23 protein-coding genes and 1 tRNA gene are annotated in these 25,804 nt (G+C 42.6%); 15 read left to right on the plus strand and 9 right to left on the minus strand.

From position 1 onward, the window contains the following. The first annotated feature begins 91 nt into the window (after positions 1-91). From FCV43_RS04900 to FCV43_RS04910, 3 genes are all read left to right on the plus strand, one after another. Complete coding sequence (locus tag FCV43_RS04900) at positions 92-772, plus strand: TIGR00153 family protein (RefSeq protein WP_017051109.1); 681 nt, start codon at positions 92-94, stop codon at positions 770-772. 130 nt (positions 773-902) lie between these two features. Next, complete coding sequence (locus FCV43_RS04905) at positions 903-2,165, plus strand: inorganic phosphate transporter (RefSeq protein ID WP_017051110.1); 1,263 nt, start codon at positions 903-905, stop codon at positions 2,163-2,165. A 196-nt stretch (positions 2,166-2,361) separates the two neighbouring features. Beyond that, complete coding sequence (locus FCV43_RS04910) at positions 2,362-2,973, plus strand: TIGR04211 family SH3 domain-containing protein (protein WP_017051111.1); 612 nt, start codon at positions 2,362-2,364, stop codon at positions 2,971-2,973. A gap of 130 nt (positions 2,974-3,103) precedes the next feature. Here FCV43_RS04910 and FCV43_RS04915 read toward each other — a convergent pair whose 3' ends face one another. Further along, positions 3,104-4,054 carry a general secretion pathway protein GspB gene (locus tag FCV43_RS04915; protein WP_136994180.1) on the minus strand — a complete coding sequence of 317 codons (951 nt, stop codon included), beginning with the start codon at positions 4,052-4,054 and terminating at the stop codon, positions 3,104-3,106. After that, on the minus strand, positions 4,055-5,755 hold the full coding sequence (locus FCV43_RS04920; RefSeq protein ID WP_136994181.1) for an AAA family ATPase: 1,701 nt from the start codon (positions 5,753-5,755) through the stop codon (positions 4,055-4,057). Between the two features lie 86 nt (positions 5,756-5,841). Between FCV43_RS04920 and FCV43_RS04925 the strand changes: the two genes are divergently transcribed. Next, positions 5,842-7,056: a multifunctional CCA addition/repair protein gene (locus FCV43_RS04925; protein WP_136994182.1), complete on the plus strand. Its 1,215-nt coding sequence runs from the start codon at positions 5,842-5,844 to the stop codon at positions 7,054-7,056. Positions 7,057-7,112: 56 nt separating this feature from the next. On the opposite strand, the gene FCV43_RS04930 is transcribed toward FCV43_RS04925, so the two are convergent. Genes FCV43_RS04930 through folB form a run of 3 tightly spaced genes read right to left on the minus strand, consistent with a single transcriptional unit; the run spans position 7,113 to position 8,806 of the window. Then, complete coding sequence (locus FCV43_RS04930; protein WP_017051115.1) at positions 7,113-7,916, minus strand: undecaprenyl-diphosphate phosphatase; 804 nt, start codon at positions 7,914-7,916, stop codon at positions 7,113-7,115. 36 nt (positions 7,917-7,952) lie between these two features. Continuing rightward, on the minus strand, positions 7,953-8,450 hold the full coding sequence (gene folK / locus FCV43_RS04935) for a 2-amino-4-hydroxy-6-hydroxymethyldihydropteridine diphosphokinase (protein ID WP_136994183.1): 498 nt from the start codon (positions 8,448-8,450) through the stop codon (positions 7,953-7,955). After that, positions 8,447-8,806 carry a bifunctional dihydroneopterin aldolase/7,8-dihydroneopterin epimerase gene (gene folB, locus FCV43_RS04940; RefSeq protein WP_017051117.1) on the minus strand — a complete coding sequence of 120 codons (360 nt, stop codon included), beginning with the start codon at positions 8,804-8,806 and terminating at the stop codon, positions 8,447-8,449. Before folB ends, folK begins: the two co-directional genes overlap by 4 nt. A gap of 122 nt (positions 8,807-8,928) precedes the next feature. Here folB and plsY point away from each other — a divergent pair, with 122 nt between their 5' ends. Further along, positions 8,929-9,534, plus strand: coding sequence for a glycerol-3-phosphate 1-O-acyltransferase PlsY (gene plsY, locus FCV43_RS04945; protein WP_113799506.1), 606 nt, complete (start codon positions 8,929-8,931; stop codon positions 9,532-9,534). A 130-nt stretch (positions 9,535-9,664) separates the two neighbouring features. Here the strand turns inward: plsY and FCV43_RS04950 are convergent, their stop codons facing one another. Together FCV43_RS04950 and tsaD are read right to left on the minus strand one after the other, a co-directional pair. Then, positions 9,665-10,480, minus strand: coding sequence for an alpha/beta fold hydrolase (locus tag FCV43_RS04950; protein ID WP_136994184.1), 816 nt, complete (start codon positions 10,478-10,480; stop codon positions 9,665-9,667). A gap of 191 nt (positions 10,481-10,671) precedes the next feature. After that, positions 10,672-11,688 (minus strand): tRNA (adenosine(37)-N6)-threonylcarbamoyltransferase complex transferase subunit TsaD, encoded by a 1,017-nt coding sequence (gene tsaD, locus FCV43_RS04955; RefSeq protein WP_136994185.1) that lies wholly within the window; start codon positions 11,686-11,688, stop codon positions 10,672-10,674. 256 nt (positions 11,689-11,944) lie between these two features. Here tsaD and rpsU point away from each other — a divergent pair, with 256 nt between their 5' ends. From rpsU to nagB, 8 genes are all read left to right on the plus strand, one after another. After that, a complete protein-coding gene (gene rpsU, locus FCV43_RS04960; protein WP_004396009.1) occupies positions 11,945-12,160 on the plus strand; it encodes a 30S ribosomal protein S21 in 216 nt (71 codons plus the stop codon). Between the two features lie 25 nt (positions 12,161-12,185). Next, entirely contained in the window at positions 12,186-12,629 is a 444-nt protein-coding gene (locus FCV43_RS04965) for a GatB/YqeY domain-containing protein (protein WP_017051121.1), read from the plus strand. Positions 12,630-12,783: 154 nt separating this feature from the next. Next, on the plus strand, positions 12,784-14,529 hold the full coding sequence (gene dnaG, locus FCV43_RS04970) for a DNA primase (protein ID WP_017051122.1): 1,746 nt from the start codon (positions 12,784-12,786) through the stop codon (positions 14,527-14,529). A 99-nt stretch (positions 14,530-14,628) separates the two neighbouring features. Continuing rightward, positions 14,629-16,476, plus strand: a complete 1,848-nt coding sequence (rpoD, locus tag FCV43_RS04975; RefSeq protein WP_017051123.1) for an RNA polymerase sigma factor RpoD — start codon at positions 14,629-14,631, stop codon at positions 16,474-16,476. A gap of 174 nt (positions 16,477-16,650) precedes the next feature. Next, positions 16,651-16,726 (plus strand) — tRNA-Ile (locus tag FCV43_RS04980). Between the two features lie 432 nt (positions 16,727-17,158). Continuing rightward, complete coding sequence (locus FCV43_RS04985) at positions 17,159-18,196, plus strand: TRAP transporter substrate-binding protein (RefSeq protein WP_240697130.1); 1,038 nt, start codon at positions 17,159-17,161, stop codon at positions 18,194-18,196. Between the two features lie 250 nt (positions 18,197-18,446). Then, positions 18,447-18,722, plus strand: coding sequence for a D-fructose-6-phosphate amidotransferase (locus tag FCV43_RS04990; protein ID WP_136994186.1), 276 nt, complete (start codon positions 18,447-18,449; stop codon positions 18,720-18,722). Positions 18,723-19,176: 454 nt separating this feature from the next. Further along, positions 19,177-19,977, plus strand: coding sequence for a glucosamine-6-phosphate deaminase (nagB, locus tag FCV43_RS04995; RefSeq protein ID WP_017051126.1), 801 nt, complete (start codon positions 19,177-19,179; stop codon positions 19,975-19,977). A 249-nt stretch (positions 19,978-20,226) separates the two neighbouring features. Here nagB and glmS read toward each other — a convergent pair whose 3' ends face one another. Beyond that, a complete protein-coding gene (gene glmS / locus FCV43_RS05000) occupies positions 20,227-22,059 on the minus strand; it encodes a glutamine--fructose-6-phosphate transaminase (isomerizing) (RefSeq protein WP_136994187.1) in 1,833 nt (610 codons plus the stop codon). Positions 22,060-22,167: 108 nt separating this feature from the next. Next, complete coding sequence (locus FCV43_RS05005; protein ID WP_136994188.1) at positions 22,168-22,929, minus strand: DeoR/GlpR family DNA-binding transcription regulator; 762 nt, start codon at positions 22,927-22,929, stop codon at positions 22,168-22,170. Positions 22,930-23,359: 430 nt separating this feature from the next. Here FCV43_RS05005 and pykF point away from each other — a divergent pair, with 430 nt between their 5' ends. Beyond that, on the plus strand, positions 23,360-24,769 hold the full coding sequence (gene pykF, locus FCV43_RS05010; RefSeq protein ID WP_017051129.1) for a pyruvate kinase PykF: 1,410 nt from the start codon (positions 23,360-23,362) through the stop codon (positions 24,767-24,769). Positions 24,770-24,942: 173 nt separating this feature from the next. Continuing rightward, positions 24,943-25,605: a GntR family transcriptional regulator gene (locus tag FCV43_RS05015; RefSeq protein ID WP_017051130.1), complete on the plus strand. Its 663-nt coding sequence runs from the start codon at positions 24,943-24,945 to the stop codon at positions 25,603-25,605. Positions 25,606-25,804 lie beyond the last annotated feature (199 nt).

Here is a 25,804-nt window from a genome sequence, read left to right on the forward strand (position 1 = left end):
TAACATGCGCGACTTTGTAGCCATCGCTCAACATTTCACCTGAATATGGTGTATGTTTTTTTAAGGTTATTATTTATTAGGTTGGATGACCATGCCAGTAAATACAATTATGGGGTTATTTGCAAAGTCCCCTCTTAAGCCTTTGCAGCGCCACGTTGTGTGCGTAAATGAATGTTGCTCTCACCTAGTCAATTTTTTTGAAGTCAGTTCAAAAGGTGACTGGGAAAAAGCAGCAGAAATTCGCGCTCAGATTTCTCACCTAGAGAAAGAAGCTGACGTACTCAAGCGCGAAATTCGTCTTAAACTTCCTCGTGGTTTATTCATGCCCGTTGATCGCACCGATATGTTGGAGCTATTAACTCAGCAAGATAAACTCGCCAACCTCGCGAAAGACATTTCTGGTCGTGTATATGGCCGTCAACTTGTCATTCCTGAAGTGATGCAAGAAAACTTCATTGCTTACGTCAAGCGTTGCTTAGACGCAGCGAATCAAGCTCAGAAAGTAATTAATGAGCTCGATGAGTTATTGGAAACAGGATTTAAAGGCCGCGAAGTCACACTTGTAGCTGAAATGATCAATCAACTGGATGTGATTGAAGATGATACGGACGCGATACAGATTGTTCTTCGCCAACAATTAATGGCAATAGAAGCAGACCACAATCCTATCGACATCATGTTCCTGTATAAAATTCTTGAATGGGTCGGTGGCATTGCAGATCAAGCTCAGCGCGTAGGCGCTCGTCTTGAAGTTATGCTTTCTCGATCTTAAATCATAAGTTAACTATATAACGAAGAGCATTTTTTAACCCAATTCACTTAAGCGATGGTCATTTCCGCGCTGAGTGGTTTTTTGCGTCTAAATTTGTTCCGCTTGTTATCAAACAACTAGGTATTACGCGATGGATATCCTTGCGAATTACGGCACTGTCCTGATTATTGTTGCAGCCGCTTTCGGTTTCTTGATGGCTATTGGTATTGGTGCGAATGATGTTGCCAATGCGATGGGTACATCTGTTGGCTCTAAAGCATTAACAGTTAAACAAGCGATCATTATTGCAATGATCTTTGAATTTGCTGGCGCTTATCTTGCCGGTGGTGAAGTTACAGATACAATCCGTAAAGGTGTTATCGAAACATCTCTATTTGCCGATCAACCTGATGTGCTCGTCTATGGCATGATGTCTGCGCTTTTAGCCGCAGGTACATGGCTATTACTCGCGTCATACATGGGCTGGCCTGTTTCAACGACTCACTCTATTATCGGTGCAATCATCGGTTTTGCATGTGTTTCAGTGGGTACTGAAGCGGTTGACTGGGATTCAGTTCAAGGTATTGTCGGAAGTTGGATTATTACTCCTGTTATTTCCGGTTTCTTCGCTTATGTCATCTTTGTCAGCGCCCAGCGACTGATATTTGATACTGAAAACCCTCTGTTTAATGCTAAACGATTCGTCCCTGTATACATGTTCATCACGACGATGGTGATTGCATTAGTGACGATTAAGAAAGGTCTTAAACACGTTGGTCTTCACCTAAGCAATACTGAAGCGTGGGTTTGGGCTGCGGCTTTCTCCACTCTAGTCATGGTTGGTGGTTTCTTATACATCAAACACAAATTTGCTAACCGCGAAGAAGACCACGGGTTCTCTGGCGTTGAAGGCATCTTCAGTGTGTTAATGGTTATCACGGCATGTGCAATGGCATTTGCTCACGGTTCAAATGATGTGGCGAATGCAATCGGTCCACTTTCAGCGGTAGTTTCAACCGTTGAACATATGGGTGAAATCACAACGAAAAGTACTATCGCATGGTGGATCCTTCCACTTGGCGGTATTGGTATTGTTGTCGGTCTTGCAACCATGGGCCATAAAGTAATGGCAACAGTAGGTACTGGTATTACTGAGCTTACACCTAGCCGTGGCTTTGCTGCTCAGCTTGCAACTGCTTGTACTGTTGTTTTAGCATCTGGTACTGGCCTTCCAATCTCAACCACACAAACACTTGTTGGTGCGGTGTTGGGTGTAGGCTTTGCTCGTGGTATTGCAGCACTTAACTTAGGTGTTGTACGTAATATCGTGGCATCTTGGATTGTGACGCTACCAGCAGGTGCTTTGCTTGCGGTTATCTTCTTCTATGGTATCCAAGCCGCTTTCGCCGCTTAAGCCATATTAGAAATGAGTCCGACATAGTATTTCTATGTAAATACTATGTCATTATTGACTCAATCGCACAGAAAGGGAGGCTTTGCCTCCCTTCTTTGTTGCACGAGAATAAGAAAGTTCATACTATTCGCTAAGAAAATATGAAGGCTAGAATTAAGACAATGGCCTCCCAATTTGAATTGTTAAGGGATTTACTGTGAAAAAACTGATCTGTATGGTTTTGTTTGCTGTTCTCGCTGCCCCTGCAGCCTTTGCTCAAGACCGTTATATTGCTGACAAGCTCTTTACTTACCTACATTCTGGCCCAAATAACACTTTCCGCATTATCGGCAGTGTTGACGCTGGTGATAAAGTAAAGTTCATCAAAACAAACAAACAGACTGGCTTTAGCGAAATCGTTGATGCTAAAGGTCGCAAAGGCTGGGTTGAAAGCAAGTTCATCACTCGCAAAGAAAGCATGGCGATCCGTTTGCCTAAGTTAGAAAAAGAGCTCACCGATGTTAAGGCACTTTTAGCTAACGCACGTAAAAATGCGGACAATGAAAAAGCGGGTCTTGCGGACTCACTTGCGACTCGTAATAAACAGATTTCAGATTTAGAACAGAGCTACAGCGATATCAGCCAAAAGCTCACCTCTTCTCAAACAGAGAATCGAGAGTTACGTGCCAAGCTTGATACTCAGAAAGATGATTTGCTACTGAAATACTTCACTTACGGTGGTGGTGTTGCAGGTATTGGTTTGCTTCTTGGTTTACTACTTCCTCACATTATCCCTCGCCGTAAAAAAGCACCAAACGGCTGGGCATAATAACAATACTTTAATCGTATTGCGGTAGTAAAAAGACAAAAGGTCACCCTAACTGGAGTGACCTTTTTTGATCGCTTAAACATTTGTCATGCATCACTTCAGGTGTAGACGCAAACACCGATATCAGCGCTTAACCTTGCCATTCATACAAAGCAGGAAGTTCAAGTAATTGATCTTCAAATTCAACGATCACCGATTGAGGTTTGATTTTCAATAGCTGAATTTGATTCTCGATCCAATCCCCTTCGCTATATTCATGATCATTAATTTTTACCCAGCGTCTCTGGCTGTCACTCGAGTACATATGAGTCTGCAAGTTCAGCGCAGGCAAGCGGCCTTGATATTGATCGCCAGTCTTGTCTATATCGATGGTTTCACGATTAAATAGCTTCTCATTGGCGCTGAATGAGTCTGAGTCTGCCGTTGCCTGTAAAGCCGACTGAAACTTCAAGGCTAACTCTGGTGATAGGGAGCTTAAGTCTAGCTCCTCTAATCCCATATTTTGATCCATTGAAAGAGGCGCGTCCGGATTCTCCTTAAGAGGTGGGGACGTGAGCTCTGGTGCTGTTAGTCGGTCTAACTTCGTTAATGCCTCATCAGATGGTTCAACACTCTTAGAATCGGCTACAGGCACTATTGCGGAAGAGAGCGAAGTATCATCGAGACTCTCAATATCAACTAACTGAGGGGTAGGCTCAAGTTGAGAATAAGTTGGATAGCTCAGTAATTTGAACTCCGATTTTTCCTCTACTGAGGCGCTCACCGTTTTGACTGCATTTTGGCCTTGCTCTTGAGCTTGGCTTTGAGCCTGAATCCGAATTGGAGTATCCGCTTGAATAGCAGCGGCATTGACTATCGGGTGCTGCTCGCTAATCAGACGCACCTCGTTAGCACGATAAGCTTCGAGCCCTAAATAACTAGCCACCGCAACGATAGGAAGTACCCCAAGCATCAGCATATAAGACAATTTGAGCTGAGGCCCGTGCTCTTCATTTCGCCCGTTAGAAAGGTTTTGATAAGGAGTCAACATTGCCTGTCTGCTTTGTTCTGAATCCTGTAATGCACTCATGACTTGTGACATTTACGCCACCTCCGGTTCAATCGTGCGTAGTTTAGGCGCATCGGGTTGAGCTAACTGCTCTAAACGTTGCAACGTCTGCTTGCCCGCAATGCCATCGACCGACATATTTTGCCAACGTTGGAACGTTTTCACTTTCTGTTCAACATTGCTATCAAAATATGGACTATCGAGTGATGGCTCTCCAAGTACGATAGAAAGCTTGCGTTCGAGTATTCGAACCTTCTCACTGCGTTGAGATTTTTTTAACGTTTCGCGCAATTCACTCTTCCAAATGGCGTAATATTCACCACTCCATAAGCTTTGAAGCATAGATGATGACATCTGTACTCGTTGCTGCCCAATCAAAATTTCAACCTGATCCTTTGATGCGGCATAAAGCACGGCATACAACTCTTCATGGTTATAACTCAACAGTAAAACAACTGGGGTTTGTTGTTTGATTAAGTCCACTAAGCGCCCTTTCTTCGTATCACAGATAAACAGGCTTTGTAGGTTTTCAGTACATAATCCGTCTCGTACGGATGCCTGATAGCCCCATAACTTATACAGCTCTTGTATTGCTTCTACTTGGCTTGCGCCTTTTTGCAAGACATTCACAAGTTCAGCGGGGATGGAAATCTCATTATCATCAGCAGTCGTAGCATTTAAACCAGCATCGCCATCGTCTTTTGAGTCAATATTTTGTTGTTGAGCCGTCATCTGAACTGTTGAAATTGTACCTTGTTGAGCTTCTTTCCCTATGACATCAATGTATGGCAAAACCACGTTATAGCTTGCAACCGCTAATACAGACCCAAGCGAGAGTGCACTTAAATATTTCCATACAGGCTGAGTGCTGAGTGCTTGGCGAGATGACTTTTTCGAATGATTGATATCACTGCCATGCGGAGAAACTTGATACTGCATGACATCATGACATGCTCGCTTCACCGTCTGCACACTCAAGTTAGGCTCCCCATGATGATGGGCGTATTGCAAAGATTTATCACACACTAAGTTAATTAACCTTGGAATGCCCTGCGTTGCTTGCGCGATAACCTTTATTGAACTCGCTTGGAAGATGTCACGAGAACCACCCGCCATTTTGATTCTAAAATCGATATATTGCCCGGTCTCACTTACGTTTAAAGGAAGCAAGTGATAACGCCCTGTGATGCGCTGGGCAAGTTGACGAAGCTGAGTCGTTTGCAGTTGTTGTTGTAACTCAGGTTGGCCAACCAACAGTACTTTTAACAGCTTACGTTGGTCTGTCTCAAGGTTGGTTAATAAACGTAGTTGTTCTAGCACTTCAGCTGCTAGGTGTTGGGCTTCATCAATCACCAGCAGGGTTTGGATATTTTTACCATGGTTTTCAATCAAGTAATGACTGATCGTTTGGCTAAGTTGTTTAAGGCTCGCTTGCTCTGGATACTTTAGTGAAAATTCATCACAAATGGCTTCAAGCAAGTCAGAGCTTGAGAAGGTGGGATTTAAAATCAAACCCGCTTTCGTACTGCTATCTAAATTAGCCAGCATTGCACGAGCAACCGTTGTTTTCCCCGTCCCCACTTCACCAGTAAGCATGGCAAAACCACCGCCATCACCCAGTCCGGCTTGTAAATGCTGCATCGCTTCTTGGTGACGTTGGCTTAAGAAAAGATAACGAGAGTTTGGCACAATCGAAAACGGTGCCTCATTAAATCCAAAAAAATCCTTATACATACTCTCGTCTCTACAATCATGGTTAAAGGAAAGTACCATTGCTTGCTACAATGTCCAACAGCATCTGAAAAAATTAGAGGTAATACGTGCAAGTTTACTTAGTTGGCGGCGCAGTTCGCGATCGATTGTTGAATATTGACGTTTATGATCAAGATTGGGTGGTGGTTGGTTCGAGCCCAGAAGAGATGATCAAACAAGGTTATACACCCGTAGGTAAAGATTTCCCTGTCTTTTTGCATCCCAAAACTAAGCAGGAACATGCTCTTGCTCGAACGGAAAGAAAAACATCAGCTGGATATACTGGATTCGAATGCCACTTTTCACCAGATGTCTCTTTAGAGGACGATCTACAACGCCGCGATCTGACAATCAATGCGATAGCTCAAGCCCAAAATGGTGATCTTATCGATCCTTACGGCGGTAAGGATGATCTCAACAACCGCATTCTTCGCCATGTTTCTCACGCTTTCGTTGAAGATCCTCTCAGAGTATTAAGAGTCGCACGCTTTGCGGCAAAACTGGCTCACCTTGGTTTTCGAGTTGCCGATGAGACTCTCAACTTAATGAGAGATATTGTCCGTTCTGGTGAGCTTGCACACTTGACACCAGAAAGAGTTTGGCAAGAGTGGCATAAATCACTCAGCACTCAGAACCCTGAAGTCTTTCTTTCGACTCTAAGAGAATGCGGTGCATTGGCAGCGGTATTGCCTGAAATTGACGCTTTATTTGGCGTTCCCCAGCCTGAGAAGTGGCACCCAGAAATAGACACTGGCATTCATACTTTAATGGTCGCACAACAGGCCGCTATACTCAGCCCGTCGTTACCCGTACGCCTCGCCGCTCAACTGCACGATTTAGGCAAAGGCGTGACGCCTGAAAGCGAATGGCCGAGCCACAAAATGCATTGTCATACGGGTATCAAGCTCATCCAATCGCTGTCAGATCGGGTTCGAATTCCTAATGAATTTAAAGATCTTGCCCTTTTAGTATGCGAACAACATACCAATATTCACCGCGCGATGGAGCTTAAGCCAGCAACGATATTGAAGATCCTTAATAAGTTTGATGTCTGGCGCAAACCTGAAAGACTCAATGATATTCTCATCTGTTGCCAAGCGGATCACGCAGGTCGGAAAGGGTGTGAAGAGAATCCATACCCTCAACGAGATCGTTTTGAAAAGGCTTATCGCCAAGCCCTCACCGTTCAAGTGCAATCAATCATCGCTGACGGCTTTCAAGGTGAACAGATCAGAAATGAGATGGAAAAAAGAAGAGTAGAAACCATCGCCTCAATCGTCTGACTATAAAAAAGGCTCACGATTAATCGTGAGCCTTTTTTAGATGCTTGAGTAGCTCTCTAGTTCATCAGCAAAAATGCTATCAAACCACCACCAAGTAGTAAGCGATAGATAACGAACGGCATCATACCCATGCGTGAAATGAGCTTTAGGAAGAAATGAATACAGATATAGGCACTAATGAATGACGTGACAATCCCCGTCAACAAGAAACCGACATGAACCGGATCGCCACTAATGACAAGCTTAAGCCCTAGATAGCCACCAGCAAGAGCGATGATTGGAATCGACATTAAGAATGAGAAACGCGCGGCAGCCTCACGAGTAAAACCTAAATACAGCGCGGCGGTGATGGTCGCACCTGAGCGAGACGTTCCAGGAATAATCGCCATTGCTTGAGCAATACCAATAAACAAGGCTTTTTTCCAACCAGCTTGGTATTCATCATCAGCCAGCGATGAGTTCTTATCAACCCACCACAATAATAAGCCAAAAATAATCGTGGTAGTCGCAATTACCCACGCACTGCGTAAGTAAAGTTCAACAATGTCTTTCATCAATAAACCAAAGACACAAGCAGGGATCGTCGCAAGTACGATCATCCAAGCCAGTTTCGCCTCTTTACTGCGATCGCCTTTGAAGATGGATCCAAATAGTGCACCAAACAGTGTCACGACCTCTTTTCTAAAGTAGATCACTACGGCCGCTAGAGTTCCCACATGAACAGCAACATCAAACGCTAAACCTTGATCTTCCCAACCCAAAATGGCCGATGGTAAAATCAAGTGGGCTGAACTAGAGATCGGTAAGAATTCAGTTAAGCCCTGAATGAGTGCCAAAATAAACGCTTCTATATAACTCATTTTTTACTCTTATTATTAGGCCTTAGACCTTTGGTTTTATTTGAAGTCTTGGTTAAAACATAGACTTACAGCTTGCAATGAATCGAGGTTATCCATCTGTTGATAGATTTGTGCCACGCTTCGCCCGTCAGAAGGGATGACCTTCTCTGGGCATAAATCATAAAGCGGCTGGGTAACGAATGGATATTTAAAAATATCACTGCGCGGCAACTCTGGTGAAGATTGAGAAATCACATCACCAAACAACACGATATCAAGATCCAAATTACGATCTTGATATTTATGAGCATTCTCTAAACGCCCCCATTTTAGCTCGATTTGACGAAGCAAAAGTGAGAATTCAGTTAAAGAGCGATCCGTTTTTAGCTCAATGACAAAGTTGTAAAAAGCGTGGCTATCAAAACCAACAGGTTCGCACTCATATACTGGCGATGAGCGTAGTTGTTCCCCTAGAAGAGCAAGCTCATCCCATGCCGCTTGGGCATGCTTATCTCGTTCTATGTTGGTTCCGACACCAACATACACGGTGTTCATGCCGCGCCTCGCTCTATCACAACACCAACAGATTTTGCTTGTGGTACAGCTCCAGGTTTCGCTAAACGGATTTTAACCCAAGGCACTGAAAAGCGAGACATAATTAATTCCGCAATCTCTTCTGCAACGCGTTCAACCAGTAGAAAACGCCCACCTTCTATATGCTCCAACACTGCGGTACTCACTTTTGAATAATCCAGAGCATCAACTACATCATCACTTTTACCCGCAGGGCGGTTGTCGTGAGCCATTTCAATATCAAGAACTAGCTTCTGTTTTATTTCTTGTTCCCAATCATAAACACCGATGGTTGTGATTACTTCTAATTGCTCGATAAAAACTTTATCCAATGTCATTTACTGTCCCTTTAGAGGTCGGATACCCTAAGCGGGTAAAAAATCGTATTATTATTGCCATTCAGGATATGATATCAATTACTCTTTGATTGAGCATTAATTTCCCCTCCTTAAGGACCACTATGACTTCTTTGGCTCTCATCATGATTATTGCCGCCTATCTGTTAGGCTCGATATCGAGTGCCGTGCTGATCTGCCGTCTTTTACGATTACCGGATCCAAGGGGAGTCGGCTCAAATAACCCTGGGGCGACCAATGTTTTAAGAATTGGAGGCAAAGGCGCGGCATTTGCCGTATTAATTTGCGATATGCTTAAAGGAACGATCCCGGTATGGGGTGGGTATTTCTTAAACATTGACCCTATATTATTAGGGGTCGTCGCGATTGCCGCCTGTTTAGGTCACATGTATCCCATCTTTTTTCACTTTCAAGGTGGTAAAGGGGTCGCGACCGCATTAGGTGCCATTGCGCCAATAGGACTGGATCTTACTGGCATGATCATGCTGACATGGTTAGTGATCGCTTTTCTATTTCGCTACTCTTCTTTAGCTGCCATCATTACCGTTCTGTTAGCGCCTTTTTATACTTGGCTCGTAAAGCCTCACTACACCCTACCCGTTGCCATGCTCTGCTGCTTGATTGTGTTACGACACCATCAAAACATTCGTCGTTTACTTGAGGGTAATGAACCTAAGTTTGGCGAGAAGAAAATATCGTCTAATCAATAAAAAAGGCCTCTGTCGCTCAATAGTGCAATCACCATTAAGTTCACTGAGACCTTTAAGTACCTTGAATTGATATTGACTCAATCGGCAATATCAACTCAATCGGCAATAAATTTACTGTAGGTAAACCTTACTATTGGTGAACTTTCGCCAAAAATGTTTTCAGCATATCGGTCACAAAGCCAGGTTGTTCCAAATTACTGATATGCCCAGCGGCGGGGATCACGACCAATTCACTGCCAGTAATCACATCATTCATCAAGTAAGATTCCAAAGGCGTTCTTGGGGAATCTTCCGCACCAACCGCAATCAGTGTTGGTAGAGCAAAAGTTTCCACCTCTTCAATCAAATCCCTGCGACCAAAAATCATTCGTCCCATACGTGATACTTCTTCTGCTTGTTCACCTTTTAAGGATTGCAGATAAGTCGAAAAATTTTCAACTAAAGCTGGAGATGTCTGTTTTACGTTCTTAGAGAAGAACATCGGTACCACTAAGTCTAATACTGGCTGAGGAACCAGTTTCAACTGAGTAATCGCATCTAACATTGTGAAATATTTTTTATGCGTCACCTCAGGCTCTAACCCGACAAAGGTATCCATCATCACTAGCGATTTTACTCGCGATGGGGCCAGAGCCGTTAATTCAGCGCCCCACATTCCGCCTACGGATAACCCAACAACAGAGAACTCATCTATTTCGAGGTGATCCATTAACGCTAACAATTGCTTCGCGTAATCCGTTAAGTTACGTGTAGATTGAGGGGCAAATTCAGACCCGCCATGCGCCCAAAGATCCGGCACAATGCAACGATAAGATTGGCTCAATGCCTCAACTTGAGGTGCCCACATTTTGCTATCCCATAGGTAACTATGTCCCATAAGAAGCACCGGTCCTTGCCCTTCATCTTGGTAGGTCATGGTGCGGCCATCTACAGCAAATGTTTTCATCATTTCATCCATTGTTATTATTTTATAAACGTTAATACTATCATCTGTTTGACGAGAATCAGCTCATGTATTAAAGGAACCCGTTCATATTTTACGGAAACCTCTCTAAGCACCAAATAAAACAGTCCTGAGCACTAAATAAAACGGCCGCGATAAAGCGACCGTGTAATGACTCATGAATAGAGTGACTCTTATTTTACAGGTTCAAGTTGATCGATTGGCCAGCGAGGAGTTGCCTGAACGGCTAAATCGGCTACTTCACCATTTTTCAAACGCTGCATACCTGCATAAGCGATCATGGCACCATTATCGGTACAAAATTCCGTACGAGGGTAGTACACCGCCCCGCCCATTTTTTTCGCCAGTGCTTCTAACTCTGCTCTTAGCTGTTTATTCGCACTCACGCCACCGGCAATGACAATGCGCTTCATACCCGTTTCAATCAAAGCTCGCTTGCATTTTATTGCTAAGGTCGCACATACCGCTTCCTGAAAGGCGTATGCAATATCAGCGCGGGTTTGGTCATCGTCGTCATTTGCTCGAATCGTGTTTGCCGCAAATGTCTTCAAACCAGAAAAGCTCATGTCTAAACCAGGGCGATCTGTCATTGGACGTGGGAATTTGAAACGACCCGGCGTCCCTTTCTCAGCTAATCGAGAAAGCAGAGGACCGCCTGGGTAATCTAATCCCATGAGTTTCGCGGTTTTATCAAACGCTTCACCCGCCGCATCATCAATCGATTCACCAAGAATTTTATATTCACCAATCCCTTTCACTTCAACAATCATTGTGTGACCGCCTGAAACGAGCAACGCAACAAAAGGAAACGGTGGTGGGGTATCTTCTAGCATTGGTGCAAGCAGGTGCCCTTCCATATGATGAACAGGAATAGCCGGAACATCCCACGCATACGCCATGCTACGACCGATTGTCGCACCAACCAATAAAGCACCAACTAAACCAGGCCCTGCGGTATACGCAACGCCATCGATATCATCTTTAGTTAAATTAGCTTCAGCAAGCGCCGCTTTAATCAGTGGGATGGTCTTCTTTACATGGTCTCTAGAAGCTAGCTCAGGTACGACACCGCCATAATCAGCATGCAGCTTTACTTGGCTATATAATTGGTGAGAAAGCAGCCCTTTCTCATCGTCATAAATAGCGATACCTGTTTCATCACAAGAGGTTTCGATACCAATAATTCGCATATTTTTCTCAGCACGCTTTGTCTTAAATCGGAAATTAGCGCAATATTACCTTGTTGAGGCTTCTCAAACAAATTTTGCACAGACTATAATCGACAAAGTGCTTTACAAAGCCACTGTGATCGGATTAAAATTCCGCACCATTTTTGATCAAGCTGGTTAGAGACCAAACAACATAGAGAGTTAGCTTAATGGGCAACTTCTCTGATTTGGAAATGAGTAACCAGCGATAATGAATAACCCCTGAGGTGAAAGGCATATGCCAATAGTTAAAGTACGTGAAAACGAACCGTTCGACGTTGCACTACGTCGTTTCAAGCGCTCTTGTGAAAAAGCAGGTATCCTTTCTGAAGTGCGTCGTCGTGAGCATTACGAAAAACCAACTACAGTTCGCAAACGCGCTAAAGCAGCAGCTCAAAAGCGTCACGCTAAGAAGCTAGCTCGCGAAAACGCACGTCGCGTTCGCCTGTACTAATAACTTAATCCATAAGGACTGAGTTATGGCTCTGATTGAACAACTCAAAAAAGAGCAAATTTTAGCGATGAAAGCCAAGGACAAACCGCGCCTTGGCACTATTCGTTTAGCCCTTTCAGCAATTAAGCAACGTGAAGTCGACGAGCAGATCACTCTGACCGACGAAGACATTCTTGCTGTGCTGGTAAAAATGGTTAAACAACGTCGCGATTCTGTTGCTCAATATGAATCAGCGGGTCGTCAAGATCTTGCTGACGTGGAACAAGTAGAAATTACTGTACTTGAAGGCTTTATGCCTCAACCGCTAACTGAAGATGAAGTTGTTGCTCTTGTTGAAAGCGCAATTGCAGAATCGACACCTGCGGGCATGCAAGACATGGGTAAAGTGATGGCTATCTTGAAACCACAAATTCAAGGGCGTGCAGACATGGGTAAAGTAAGTGGTTTAGTTCGTTCTAAACTCGCTTAATATCCAGCGCTATATTGCAACAAGCCGTGCTATCCATTGGAAGGCACGGCTTGTTTGTATCTGAAGTCTTTATTTTTAAACCGAGCAAGCTCTCATCTTTCGTTTACAAATAATGATTTAATTCTTCTTTCATCACTTATTTATTTTAGGTTTTATGTCAGGACACATCCCGCGTAGTTTCATTGATGACCTCCTCGCTCGTCTCGATATTGTCGATATCGTCGATGCACGCGTAAAACTTAAGAAAAAAGGCAAGAACTACGGGGCATGTTGCCCTTTCCATAATGAAAAGACCCCCTCTTTCAGTGTTAGCCAAGAAAAACAGTTCTATCACTGCTTTGGTTGCGGTGTTCATGGCAACGCCATTGATTTCATCATGGAGTTTGAACGCTTAGAGTTTGTTGAAGCGATTGAAGAGCTCGCCTCTTACTTGAGCCTTGATGTTCCAAGGGAAGAGCGTAATGGCAGTGTTTCATCGGGGCCAAGAGCCAACACAGAGCAAAAGCGCAATTTATACGATTTAATGGGCAGCATTAGCCAATTTTATCGCTCTCAATTAAAACAATCAGCAAACAAACATGCGATTGAGTATCTTAAAGATCGCGGTCTATCCGGTGAGATTGTACAAAAGTTTGGTATCGGGTTTGTCGCTGATGAATGGGATGCAGTAAGGAAAAACTTCGGCCAGCAGAAAGACGCACAAGAGATGCTCGTGACTGGTGGCATGTTAATCGAAAATGACAACGGTAATCGCTACGACCGCTTCCGAGGCCGCGTGATGTTTCCAATTAGAGATCGCCGTGGGCGCGTAATTGGATTTGGTGGCCGAGTCATTGGAGATGGAACACCGAAATACCTTAACTCACCAGAAACACCTATATTCCATAAAGGTAAAGAGCTCTATGGCCTTTATGAAGTGCTTCAAGCCTACCGAGAACCACCACAAGTTCTTGTTGTGGAAGGTTACATGGATGTGGTCGCCTTAGCGCAATACGGGGTTGATTATTCCGTCGCATCGCTTGGCACATCGACCACAGGTGATCACCTTCAAATGCTGTTTAGACAAACGAGCACTGTGGTATGTTGCTACGATGGTGACAGAGCAGGCCGAGAAGCCGCATGGCGAGCACTAGAGAATGCGCTAAGCTATCTTAAAAGTGGCAATGTTTTAAAGTTCCTGTTTTTACCAGATGGTGAAGACCCAGATAGCTATATTCGTCAATTTGGTAAAGAAGCATTTGAAAAAGAAGTACAAAATGCGATGCCGCTTTCTGAATATCTATTTACTAACTTAACCAGCCAGGTAAAAGTTGGGAATAATGAAGGAAAAGCGGCATTAGCGGCACTAGCAACCCCATTGATAGAAAAAGTTCCTGATAATTTTCTTCAAGCTCAGTTGTTTAAAATTCTAGGCGAACGCACCGGCGTTTTTATGGAAAACAAGTCCCATAAAAAACCGCAGAATCGGCCTACAGCTCAACCGCATAAAGAGATCAAGCGAACTCCAATGCGCGAAGTTATTGCTTTGCTTATTCAAAATCCAAGCTATGCTGATATGGTACCGGATTTATCCAGTGTTATAGAATTAACACTACCGGGATTAAGTTTATTGATAGAAGTCCTTGATAAATGTCGAGGGAATCCCCATATCAGCACGGGTCAATTATTAGAACATTGGCGCAATAACAAACATGAGGCACTTCTGTCTCGTCTTGCGAGCTGGGAAATCCCACTCGATGAAGACAATCAAGAAGATCTATTCTTAGACTCATTGGACAAAATTCTTGCCCAATGCGTAGAAAAACAAATTGAAAACTTGCAGGCTAAAGCAAGAAGTATCGGTTTATCAGCCGAAGAGAAACGGGAGCTACTAGCACTAATGCTAGATTTAAAAGCGTAACCCAGATTGATTAGTCAGCAGTGAATAAATTTGTTAATATTAGTGGTTTGCATTTCGCATACTAATTCCGCCACCAGAACTTGAAGTTGGATATCGTCTATGGATCAAAGTCCGCAGTCACAGCTAAAATTACTTGTCATTAAAGGCAAAGAACAAGGCTATCTGACCTACGCCGAAGTAAATGACCACCTACCTGAAGAGATCGTTGATTCAGAGCAGGTAGAAGACATTATTCAAATGATCAATGACATGGGTATCAAGGTAGTTGAAACTGCTCCTGATGCTGATGATCTTGCATTGAATGATGACGAATCTGTCACAGATGAAGATGCAGCTGAAGCTGCCGCTGCTGCACTATCTAGTGTAGAGAGCGAAATTGGCCGTACAACTGATCCAGTCCGCATGTATATGCGTGAAATGGGTACTGTTGAGCTATTGACTCGTGAAGGCGAGATCGATATTGCAAAGCGTATTGAAGATGGTATTTACCAAGTTCAATCCTCTGTGGCTGAATACCCAGGTACTATTCCATACATTCTTGAACAGTTTGATAAAGTCCTTGCTGAAGAACTTCGTCTTACCGATATTATCTCTGGTTTCGTTGATCCAAATGACGATGGCACTGCGGCTCCAACCGCGACTCACATCGGTTCTGAGTTAGCTGAAACAGATTTAGCTGATGAAGATAAAGACGAGAACGAGGAAGAAGAAGAGGACGAGGAAGAAGAAGACACTGGTATTGATCCAGAGCTTGCTCTAGAGAAATTCACCGATCTTCGTAATAGCTACCAAAACCGTCAACTTGCTATCAATGAACATGGTGCTGACAGCGCGAAAGCAGCTAAAGCCACGGAATTGATGCAAGACGTTTTCCGCGAATTCCGTCTGACGCCTAAAAAGTTTGATTACCTAGTAAAAGAACTTCGTACGTCGATGGACCGTGTTCGTACTCAAGAGCGTTTGATCATCCGTCAAACCGTTGAATACGGAAAAATGCCGAAGAAATCTTTTGTTGCGCTATTCACTGGTAACGAATCTAGTGAAGCATGGTTAGATGAAGTGCTTGCTTCTGGTAAACCATACGCAGAAAAAGTGAAGCGTAACGAATACGAAATCCGCCGTTCGATTCAAAAATTGAACATCATTGAGCGTGAAACATCGTTAACGGTTCAAAGCATTAAAGACATCAGCCGTCGCATGTCTATCGGTGAAGCTAAAGCTCGTCGTGCGAAGAAAGAGATGGTTGAGGCAAACTTACGTCTAGTAATCTCAATTGCTAAAAAGTACACCAACCGTGGTCTACAGTTCCTGGATCTAATCCAAGAAGGTAACATCGGTCTGATGAAAGCGGTTGATAAGTTTGAATACCGTCGTGGTTATAAGTTCTCGACTTATGCAACGTGGTGGATCCGTCAAGCAATTACACGTTCTATTGCTGACCAAGCGCGTACTATCCGTATTCCAGTTCACATGATCGAAACGATCAACAAACTAAACCGCATCTCGCGTCAAATGCTACAAGAGATGGGCCGTGAACCGTTACCGGAAGAGCTTGCTGAACGCATGCAGATGCCAGAAGACAAGATCCGCAAAGTACTGAAAATTGCTAAAGAGCCAATCTCAATGGAGACACCAATCGGTGACGACGAAGATTCGCATCTAGGTGATTTCATCGAGGATACAACTCTAGAGCTACCTTTAGACTCTGCAACGGCGACAAGCCTACGTGGCGCAACTAAAGACGTTCTTGCTGGCTTAACTCCTCGTGAAGCTAAAGTACTGCGTATGCGTTTTGGTATCGATATGAACACTGACCATACTTTGGAAGAAGTAGGTAAGCAGTTTGACGTGACTCGTGAGCGTATCCGTCAGATCGAGGCAAAAGCACTTCGTAAACTACGTCACCCAAGTCGTTCAGAAACACTGCGTAGCTTCTTAGACGAGTAATCGTTAGTAAAGTAATCGGCAGATAGAACGATTTATAAGCAACATTTGAAAAAGGTGAGCGTTGGCTCACCTTTTTTTATATCTACTAGTCTAAGTGGATAAAAACTAAGCGCAAATGCCCTATTTAGCATCTAGACACATTAGGCAGCATCCCCTATAATCTATCCCCTATTCGGCCCCTTAGCTCAGTGGTTAGAGCGCACGACTCATAATCGTTCGGTCCCCAGTTCAAATCTGGGAGGGGCCACCAAATTAGAAAAGCCAGAACAGTTTACGCTGCTCTGGCTTTTTGCTTTTTGCTTTTTGCTTTTTGCTTTTTGAAGATGAACGACTCTCTAAGACAAATCACAATTCAGCATCGAACCATTAGCGATTCCTACATTCGAATGCATGATCACAACTAACTACGTGATAAGAGCATCAATTAAACAATAACGATAAACCACCATCTACACTAAGCAAGAAAGAATTAACAACCATCCATATATGAATATTCCAACATATAACCAATCACCTCTCTCCTACCTCTAGAATATACGATCAGTTTTATCTCCCAAGATTACCTATAACTCATTTGACCTAACACACATACCCCGTGAATCTAGCTTTGCCAATAATAATTAAAGCTAGAAAAGAGGAATGAATGAAAACTAACAATAAAGTCCTATTACTTTTAAAAACAATGGCTATGGCAGCGATTGCCACACTCTCTTTATCGCTACATGCCGCAGAGAAAACCTATAGATTAAAACTCGCTGAAACCTGGGGACCAAATACCCCTATCCTTGGCGATGCGACTAAAAATATGGCGAAGCTTGCCAATGAAATGTCTAACGGCCGCTTACAGATCCGCATTGATTCCGCAAACAAGCACAAAGCGCCGTTGGGTATTTTCGACATGGTGAAATCAGGGCAATACGATCTAGGCCACTCAAGCTCTTACTATTGGAAAGGCAAGGTTCCAAACACCCTATACTTCTCATCAATGCCATTCGGAATGATGACAACAGAGCAGTATGCGTGGTTTTATCGTGGTGGGGGCATGGAGCTAATGCAAGAGGTGTACGCACCGCATAACTTACTCTCCTTCCCAGGAGGTAACTCTGATATCCAAATGGGAGGTTGGTTTAAGAAAGAGATTAAATCTATCGACGACCTACAAGGGCTTAAAATGCGCATTCCAGGTTTTGCTGGCGAGGTATTCGCAAAGGTAGGAGCAAAGCCAACCAACATTGCACCAGGAGAACTCTTTACCTCTCTTGAACGTGGAACAATAGATGCCTTAGAGTGGGTTGGGCCCGCTTTTGATCTTCGTATGGGCTTTCAGAAAATTGCTCCTTTCTATTATACAGCGTGGCATGAACCAGGTTCAGAAACCCAGTTCCTAGTGAATAAGAAAACGTGGGATAAATTACCAGCAGATTTACAGATAATTTTAGAAACCGCTTTCCGCGTTGCGGCATTTGATATGTACGTACAAGCCATAGATGCAAATGCAAATAGCTGGAGTTCGATGCTTGCTGAATATCCTGATATTAAAGTTAGAGATTTTCCGCCTGAAGTTTTGAGTACCATGCGTTTAGCGACAGAGCAACTATTAGAAGAGCAAGCAAGCCAAGATCCTCTAGCCAGAAAAATCATCGAATCACAGGCAAACTACCTACAAAAAGTCCGTGGGTGGACAGATATCTCAACAAAGGCATATTTGAATAACAATTAGATACTTAAACCCTTAAACCCTTAAACCCTTAAACCCTTAAACCCTTAAACCAGCAAATTAGCCCACTATGATTTTAGTGGGCTATTTTGTTAAAAAATCATGTTATTCAATGCAGTAATTTCCATCCAGTATGTAAATACAGGCATATAAAATCTATTCTTATTACTTACAAAAAAATAGTGATGGAGATCAAATAAAGATAGCGATGAGAGGCGTATTTTTACTGGCGTTCATATTGAGGAGAATATATATGACAGCGTCTAAAAATTTTCTAAGGGACTTGCTGGGCTTGGCTCTAATCGTTTCAACTGCGTTTGCTGTATTGAGTTTCCTACTCGATATCATGGGAGGCATCGCATATTTCAGTCATGAAGATATCATCGCGAATACCTTCTTCCATGAATCTTTGTATTTCATAGCCTTCCTTATTCCACCATATTTCATTTGGAAGTTTATCAATCGCCCAGAATTGATTGTGGCTGTTCAAGAATACCAATTAAACAAAAGTAAGAATGAACAATTCTAAGTACGACTGATAGGCCATATCTTACATTTTTCTTAAATAGCGATAATGTCTAGTTTTCCAAGTTAGTATTTTCAGAAGAGCCCGATACTGATGGGCTCTTACTTCTAAAAACATCTCTATCCAAGAACTGCCGACTTAATACCACATTCACGATTGCAAGATTTTCCCAATAGTTCGCCCTTAGTAACAAGAACCCTACTTATATCTTAAGAGATGAGATTCCCTAGCGAGCTTACAAACCAATAGTTCGTAATCAAACGGGTCTCTCATTCTTTTTTAACCAAGCTAAAAAACGAGGTGGATTTTTATCTAAATTCACAATGATGGCATTAATGTAAATCTTACTATCGTTAAAGTATTGCTTGAATCGCGAAAAAACTAGCCAATATTTCAATCTTATTTTATAATGAAAATTAAGAATCACATCCAATACTATTTCTATAGGAAAAGACAAATGAGACTAATTCCTCTAAATAATGCTGCACAAGTTGGTAAATGGGCAGCTCGTCACATTGCAAGCAAAATCAACGCATTCAACCCAACAGCAGACCGTCCATTTGTTCTTGGTTTACCAACAGGTGGTACACCTCTTGCGACATATAAAGAGCTGATTGCCCTTTGCAAAGCTGGCGATGTTAGCTTCAAAAATGTTGTGACTTTCAACATGGATGAGTATGTTGGTATCGATCCAAACCATCCTGAATCTTACCGCTCTTTCATGTATGACAACTTTTTCAATCACGTTGACATCCAAGAAAAGAACATCAACCTACTTAACGGCCTAGCGAAAGATGTGGATGCACACTGCGCCGAGTATGAAGAAAAGATTCGTTCTTACGGTAAAATCAACCTATTCATGGGTGGTGTTGGTATCGACGGTCATATCGCATTCAATGAACCTGGTTCTTCTCTATCTTCTCGCACTCGTATCAAAACTCTAACGCCAGATACTCGTATCGCGAACTCACGCTTCTTCGATAATGATATGAATCAGGTACCAAAATTTGCATTAACCATTGGTGTAGCAACACTACTCGACGCTGAAGAAGTCATGATCCTCTCGCAAGGTCATAACAAGGCTCAAGCGCTTCAAATGGCTATCGAAGGCTCTGTGAACCACATGTGGACGGTTACTGCGCTTCAAATGCATCCAAAAGCCGTTATCGTTGCTGATGAACCAGCACAGCAAGAACTAAAAGTGAAAACGCTTAAATATTTCCAAGATCTAGAAGCTGAGAACATTCAAGATCTATAAGTTACCGTTCACTTAATAACAACTTAAACCACTTTATATTAAAGTGGTTTTTTATTTTCCGCGTCACTGGATACCAACGAAAACCAATAGAAGCCTTTCAGTAGTTCGAGTTATTAGCCATCGAGTTTTCGAATATTGGCTGTGAGTAGTAATGGATTTTGGAGAAAAGAAAGGAGTAAAAATGGCAATGTAACCAAAAGACACATCGCCATTTACTATCAGGATTTTAATGCTAAGTGATGACGTTTATTACTCTACCGTCACTGCTTTAGCTAAATTACGAGGTTGATCGACATCCGTACCTTTAATCAGTGCAACGTGATACGACAGCAGTTGCATTGGCACTGTGTAATAGATTGGTGCGGTGATCTCACTAACGTGCGGCATTGTGATAATTTTCATTCCTTCATCAGCTTCAAAACCAGCCTCTTCATCAGCGAATACATACAGTAGGCCGCCACGAGCACGCACTTCTTCTACATTCGATTTTAATTTCTCTAGTAATTCATTACTTGGAGCAACAACAACAACAGGCATGTCCGCATCAATCAGAGCCAGTGGACCATGTTTCAATTCACCTGCAGCGTAAGCTTCAGCGTGAATGTAAGAAATTTCTTTCAACTTAAGTGATGCTTCAACCGCGATTGGGTAAAACTCTCCACGTCCTAAGAATAACGTGTGGTGTTTATCGGCAAAGTCTGGTGCTAACGCTTCAATTTCTTTATCGAATGAAAGTGCCGTTTCAATTTGAGCAGGTAATTCATGCAGCGCTTTTACAATCTCTTCTTCTTTTTCAGTACAGATCAGGTTCTTTTGCTTACCTAAGGCTGTCACAAGCATAAGTAGAGCTGATAATTGAGTCGTGAATGCTTTGGTCGATGCAACGCCAATTTCTGCACCAGCACGAGTCATGAAGGCAAAATCAGATTCACGAACTAATGATGAACCAGCAACGTTACAAACCGTCATAGCTCCCATGTAGCCTTTTTCTTTCGCTAATCGAAGCGCAGCTAGCGTGTCTGCGGTTTCGCCTGACTGAGAAAGCGTAATCAATAAGCTATTTGGACGAGTGACAAATTTGCGATAACGGAATTCTGATGCGATCTCAACATCACAACTCACACCCGCAAGAGATTCAAACCAGTAACGCGCCGTCATACCTGCATTGTAAGAAGTACCGCAAGCGATGATCTGTACGTGTTCAACTTTGTTTAAGATCTCAACCGCATTCACACCTATGCTTTCTGTGATCACGGCTTTATCAGTGATTCGTCCTTCCATCGTATTAATAAGCGCTTTTGGTTGCTCAAAAATCTCTTTCTGCATGAAGTGGCGGAACTTTCCTTTATCTCCAGCATCTTGTTCGATATTAGACTCAACAATCTCACGCTCAACCTGTTCACCTTGCTGATCATAAACGGTAACGTCACGACGAGTAACTTCAGCAACATCACCTTCTTCTAGGTACATAAAGCGGCGTGTCACACTTAAAAGAGCAAGTTGGTCAGATGCAAGGAAGTTTTCACCAACACCAAAACCGATAACAATAGGGCTACCAGAGCGAGCAACCACAACACGACTAGGATCTTTACGATCAAAGGCTACGGTGCCATATGCGCCATCTAGCTGCTTAGCTGTCTTTTGTAGTGCCTCAACAAGAGTCTCAGAAGTACGCAGTTCCCACTCTACTAAATGAGCAATAACTTCAGTGTCTGTTTGAGATTGGAATTCGTAGCCGCGACTTTTAAGCAGAGAACGTAACTCTTCATGGTTTTCAATAATACCGTTATGTACTAATGAAATATCACCAGAAACATGTGGATGTGCATTCACTTCTGAAGGTTCACCATGCGTTGCCCAGCGAGTGTGTGCAATACCAGTGCCGCCAAGTACTTCTTGCTCTTCCACTGCCGCAGCAAGTTCTTTCACTTTACCTAAGCGACGAACTCGAGTTAGGTTAGAATCTTGGTCGACAACAGCAACACCCGCAGAGTCATATCCACGGTACTCAAGCCTACGTAGACCTTCAACTAAAATTTCTGCTACATCACGCTGTGCTACTGCACCAACAATCCCACACATAAAGCGTCTCCAATATTATTAATTTTTTGATTATTTCTTATCGGCGGCAATCAAACCCATTGATACTGAATCTATTCAGTATAGCGATAAGAAATCAATTGCATTTATTTATGCTCGAATAACTCGAACATTATTTGATTCTATTGTTTGTAAATCGGTTTCTGAGAGCTCAGCATCGGTAATTAATACATCAATGCTTTCCCATGACAGCTCTAGATTCGGGATTTTTCGCCCTACTTTTTCAGATTCCACCATGACAATCACTTCACGTGACACTTCTGCCATGACTTTACTTAACCCAACTAACTCATTAAATGTCGTCGTGCCACGCTCTAAATCGATTCCATCAGCACCAATAAATAGTTGGTCAAAATCGTAAGCTCTTAATACAGACTCAGCGACTTGCCCTTGGAAAGATTCCGAATGCATGTCCCAAGTTCCGCCTGTCATTAAAAGTGTAGGTTCACTTTCTAATTCATTGAGAGCACTCGCAACATTCAATGAATTAGTCATAACCACGAGGCCGCGCTTATGATTAAGCTGCTGAATTAATGCCCCAGTCGTACTACCACTGTCTATCACGATCCGGTTATGGTCTCTGATCAGTTCAGCTGCGGCACTCGCAAGTGCTATCTTTCGATCCGAAACATTTTGACTCAACTCATCATTCACTACCTCTTTTGGTAAAGCAATCGCGCCACCATAACGACGCAGGAGCTGACCATTCTTCTCTAAAGAAGCAAGATCCTTTCTAATGGTGACTTCCGATGTTCCAAATTTGATAGATAACTCATCAACACTCACTTCACCTTTCTCTGTTACAAGATTGGCTATTGTGTGCCTTCTTAACTGAGTGTTTCGTTTCGACATTTAATACTCTTAAAAAAAGTTTCGTTTCAGAACTTATTATAATCAAGTCGAAACAATAAGGTCTATTTATTTCGACCTAAAAAATTAATAAATAGCGCAAAAACCTTGTCCTAAGACAATTCTTAAGCAGTGAAATAAGATCAATTCAATGGTAGAATCCGCCTCCGAAAAGAAAATAAATTACAAAATTAGCTGTCATTTTTTTGCCACTTTCTCCCGATATAGTCGAGTAAGTCACAAAAAACAGCCAAAATAGACAGACCAACTGGTCATAAAATGACTAAAGTTGATGAAAGACTTTCAGATCTGATGGCTTTAAAGACTGCTCAAGATGAGACGATTGCTGATATGAAAAGTGATTGAACGAGTAGCCTTCAGATACCAATACAAAAATTTCAATTTAAATTATATTTACCGGAGAGCACCTTCCATGAAAAAGACCAAAATCGTATGTACGATTGGCCCTAAAACAGAATCTGTAGAGAAACTAACTGAACTTGTAGATGCAGGCATGAACGTTATGCGTCTAAACTTCTCTCACGGTGACTTCGCTGAACATGGCACTCGCATCGCGAACTTCCGTTCTGTTATGGAAGCAAAAGGTCAGCAACTTGCTATCCTTTTAGATACTAAAGGTCCAGAAATCCGTACTATCAAACTTGAAGATGGTAACGACGTAGATCTAGTAGCTGGTCAAGAGTTCACTTTCACAACTGACGCAACAGTTGTTGGTAACAAAGACGTAGTAGCAGTAACTTACCTAGGTTTCGCTAAAGACCTAACAGCAGGTAACACTATCCTTGTTGATGACGGCCTAATCGAAATGGAAGTTATCGCAACAACAGAAACTGAAGTTAAGTGTAAAGTTCTTAACAACGGTGCTCTAGGCGAAAACAAAGGTGTTAACCTTCCTGGCGTTTCTGTTCAACTTCCTGCTCTTTCTGAGAAAGACAAAGCTGACCTTAAGTTTGGTTGTGAGCAAGGCGTAGATTTCGTTGCTGCTTCTTTCATCCGTAAAGAAGAAGACGTTAAAGAAATCCGTGAGCTTCTAAACGCTAACGGCGGCGAAAACATCCACATCATCTCTAAAATTGAGAACCAAGAAGGTGTTGATAACTTCGATTCTATTCTTGAAGCTTCTGACGGCATCATGGTTGCTCGTGGCGATCTAGGTGTTGAAATCCCAGCTGAAGAAGTAATCTTCGCTCAAAAAATGATGATCGAGAAGTGTAACCGTGCTCGTAAGATGGTTATCACTGCAACTCAAATGCTTGATTCTATGATCAGCAACCCACGTCCAACTCGTGCTGAAGCTGGCGACGTTGCGAACGCGGTTATGGATGGTACTGATGCGGTAATGCTTTCTGGCGAAACAGCTAAAGGTAAATACCCTGTTGAAGCAGTAACTATCATGGCTCAAATCTGTAACCGTACAGATGGCGCTCTAAAAGCAGAGCTAAGCTCTCGTCTAGATAGCCCACGTCTACGTATCACTGAAGCAGTATGTAAAAGTGCTGTAGATACAGCTGAGAAACTAGCAGCTCCGCTAATTGTTGTTTCAACTGAAGGTGGTAAATCTGCTCGTTCAGTACGTAAGTACTTCCCAACAGCAAACATCATCGCACTAACAAACAACACTAAGACAGCTGCTCAGCTTGTTCTTACTAAAGGTGTAACTCCTGTTGTTGTTGATTCTCTAGACAGCACTGATGACTTCTACATCAACGGTAAGAAACTTGCTCTTGAGTCTGGTTTAGGTAATAAAGGCGATATCGTTGTAATGGTATCTGGTGCATTAGTATCTTCTTGCACAAACACAGTATCTGTACAAGTTCTATAAGAACAACGTATTTATCAAAAAAATATAAAAGAGAGCTTCGGCTCTCTTTTTTTATGAATCTTACTTGCCCAATTAATCAGTACGCTGTATTATCGATCTCATTGGTACTTCGTACCGTTAAATTAATTATCATCGTGTCTCGACTCCACACGACTATTAAATGAGGTTCCAACGTGTCTAGCCCAACTCTGACAGATAAAGTTTGCCAAATGATTCGCCAAGATATTCTTAACGGCGAGCTACTTCCTAGCCAAAAATTGGTCGTTGCTGAATTAAAAGACAAATATAATGTTGGAGCATCTCCAATTCGTGAAGCGCTGGTTCAATTGTCGTGGAGCAAATACGTGAAGTTAGCACCACAAAAAGGCTGTTGGGTTGCACCTGTATCCGTCGTCGAACTTCATGACTTGTATGAAAGCCTACGTGTCGTCTCTTCTGTTTTACTGAAGAAAGCGATTAACTCCGGAGATGAAAACTGGGAGCTTGATGTATTAACGTCTTACCATAAGCTTTCTCGTGTGAAGAATAATCAAGACCATTTTGACTATACGGAATGGGAAGAGAGACATCACCAATTTCATGTCGCTCTATTAGAAGGGGCTGACTCAAAGAATATGTTTGAATTCTTCAGCGACTTAATCAATCAAGTTAAACGCTATCGCTACTTAGCCATGACATCGAACCCAGATAGCTCAAGCGAGCTATTCAACATTGATGAACACGAAATGATCATGAAGCTTGTTTTAGCAAAGAACACCGATCAAGCGCTTGATTTACTTGATAAGCACCTTGCTGGTTCAATGAAAGAAATTGAGACCATCATTAACGCCGCTTAATTTGATGGCGGTTACACGCTAAAGAGCGGCCATGCTGAAAACAAAAAATCGGGTTAAATCCCGATTTTTTGCTATTTAGAATAATATGAATAGTGCTACTAACATTGCTTAATGTCTTCAATGTTCACCATCCAAAAAATTCTTTATGGTGTGTGTTGAGTAACAAAACCATAGGTAAAAAGTAGAGAGCACTTAATTG

Source organism: Vibrio genomosp. F6 (assembly GCF_005146325.1).
GTDB lineage: Bacteria > Pseudomonadota > Gammaproteobacteria > Enterobacterales > Vibrionaceae > Vibrio > Vibrio cortegadensis.

Coding starts and splice junctions, on each gene's coding strand:
- FCV43_RS04900 (WP_017051109.1), top strand. CDS start 92: ATGCCAGTAAATACAATTATGGGGTTATTTGCAAAGTCCCCTCTTAAG.
- FCV43_RS04905 (WP_017051110.1), top strand. CDS start 903: ATGGATATCCTTGCGAATTACGGCACTGTCCTGATTATTGTTGCAGCC.
- FCV43_RS04915 (WP_136994180.1), bottom strand. CDS start 4,054: ATGTCACAAGTCATGAGTGCATTACAGGATTCAGAACAAAGCAGACAG.
- FCV43_RS04920 (WP_136994181.1), bottom strand. CDS start 5,755: ATGTATAAGGATTTTTTTGGATTTAATGAGGCACCGTTTTCGATTGTG.
- FCV43_RS04930 (WP_017051115.1), bottom strand. CDS start 7,916: ATGAGTTATATAGAAGCGTTTATTTTGGCACTCATTCAGGGCTTAACT.
- folK (WP_136994183.1), bottom strand. CDS start 8,450: ATGAACACCGTGTATGTTGGTGTCGGAACCAACATAGAACGAGATAAG.
- folB (WP_017051117.1), bottom strand. CDS start 8,806: ATGACATTGGATAAAGTTTTTATCGAGCAATTAGAAGTAATCACAACC.
- plsY (WP_113799506.1), top strand. CDS start 8,929: ATGACTTCTTTGGCTCTCATCATGATTATTGCCGCCTATCTGTTAGGC.
- FCV43_RS04950 (WP_136994184.1), bottom strand. CDS start 10,480: ATGAAAACATTTGCTGTAGATGGCCGCACCATGACCTACCAAGATGAA.
- tsaD (WP_136994185.1), bottom strand. CDS start 11,688: ATGCGAATTATTGGTATCGAAACCTCTTGTGATGAAACAGGTATCGCT.
- rpsU (WP_004396009.1), top strand. CDS start 11,945: ATGCCAATAGTTAAAGTACGTGAAAACGAACCGTTCGACGTTGCACTA.
- FCV43_RS04965 (WP_017051121.1), top strand. CDS start 12,186: ATGGCTCTGATTGAACAACTCAAAAAAGAGCAAATTTTAGCGATGAAA.
- dnaG (WP_017051122.1), top strand. CDS start 12,784: ATGTCAGGACACATCCCGCGTAGTTTCATTGATGACCTCCTCGCTCGT.
- rpoD (WP_017051123.1), top strand. CDS start 14,629: ATGGATCAAAGTCCGCAGTCACAGCTAAAATTACTTGTCATTAAAGGC.
- FCV43_RS04985 (WP_240697130.1), top strand. CDS start 17,159: ATGGCTATGGCAGCGATTGCCACACTCTCTTTATCGCTACATGCCGCA.
- FCV43_RS04990 (WP_136994186.1), top strand. CDS start 18,447: ATGACAGCGTCTAAAAATTTTCTAAGGGACTTGCTGGGCTTGGCTCTA.
- nagB (WP_017051126.1), top strand. CDS start 19,177: ATGAGACTAATTCCTCTAAATAATGCTGCACAAGTTGGTAAATGGGCA.
- glmS (WP_136994187.1), bottom strand. CDS start 22,059: ATGTGTGGGATTGTTGGTGCAGTAGCACAGCGTGATGTAGCAGAAATT.
- FCV43_RS05005 (WP_136994188.1), bottom strand. CDS start 22,929: ATGTCGAAACGAAACACTCAGTTAAGAAGGCACACAATAGCCAATCTT.
- pykF (WP_017051129.1), top strand. CDS start 23,360: ATGAAAAAGACCAAAATCGTATGTACGATTGGCCCTAAAACAGAATCT.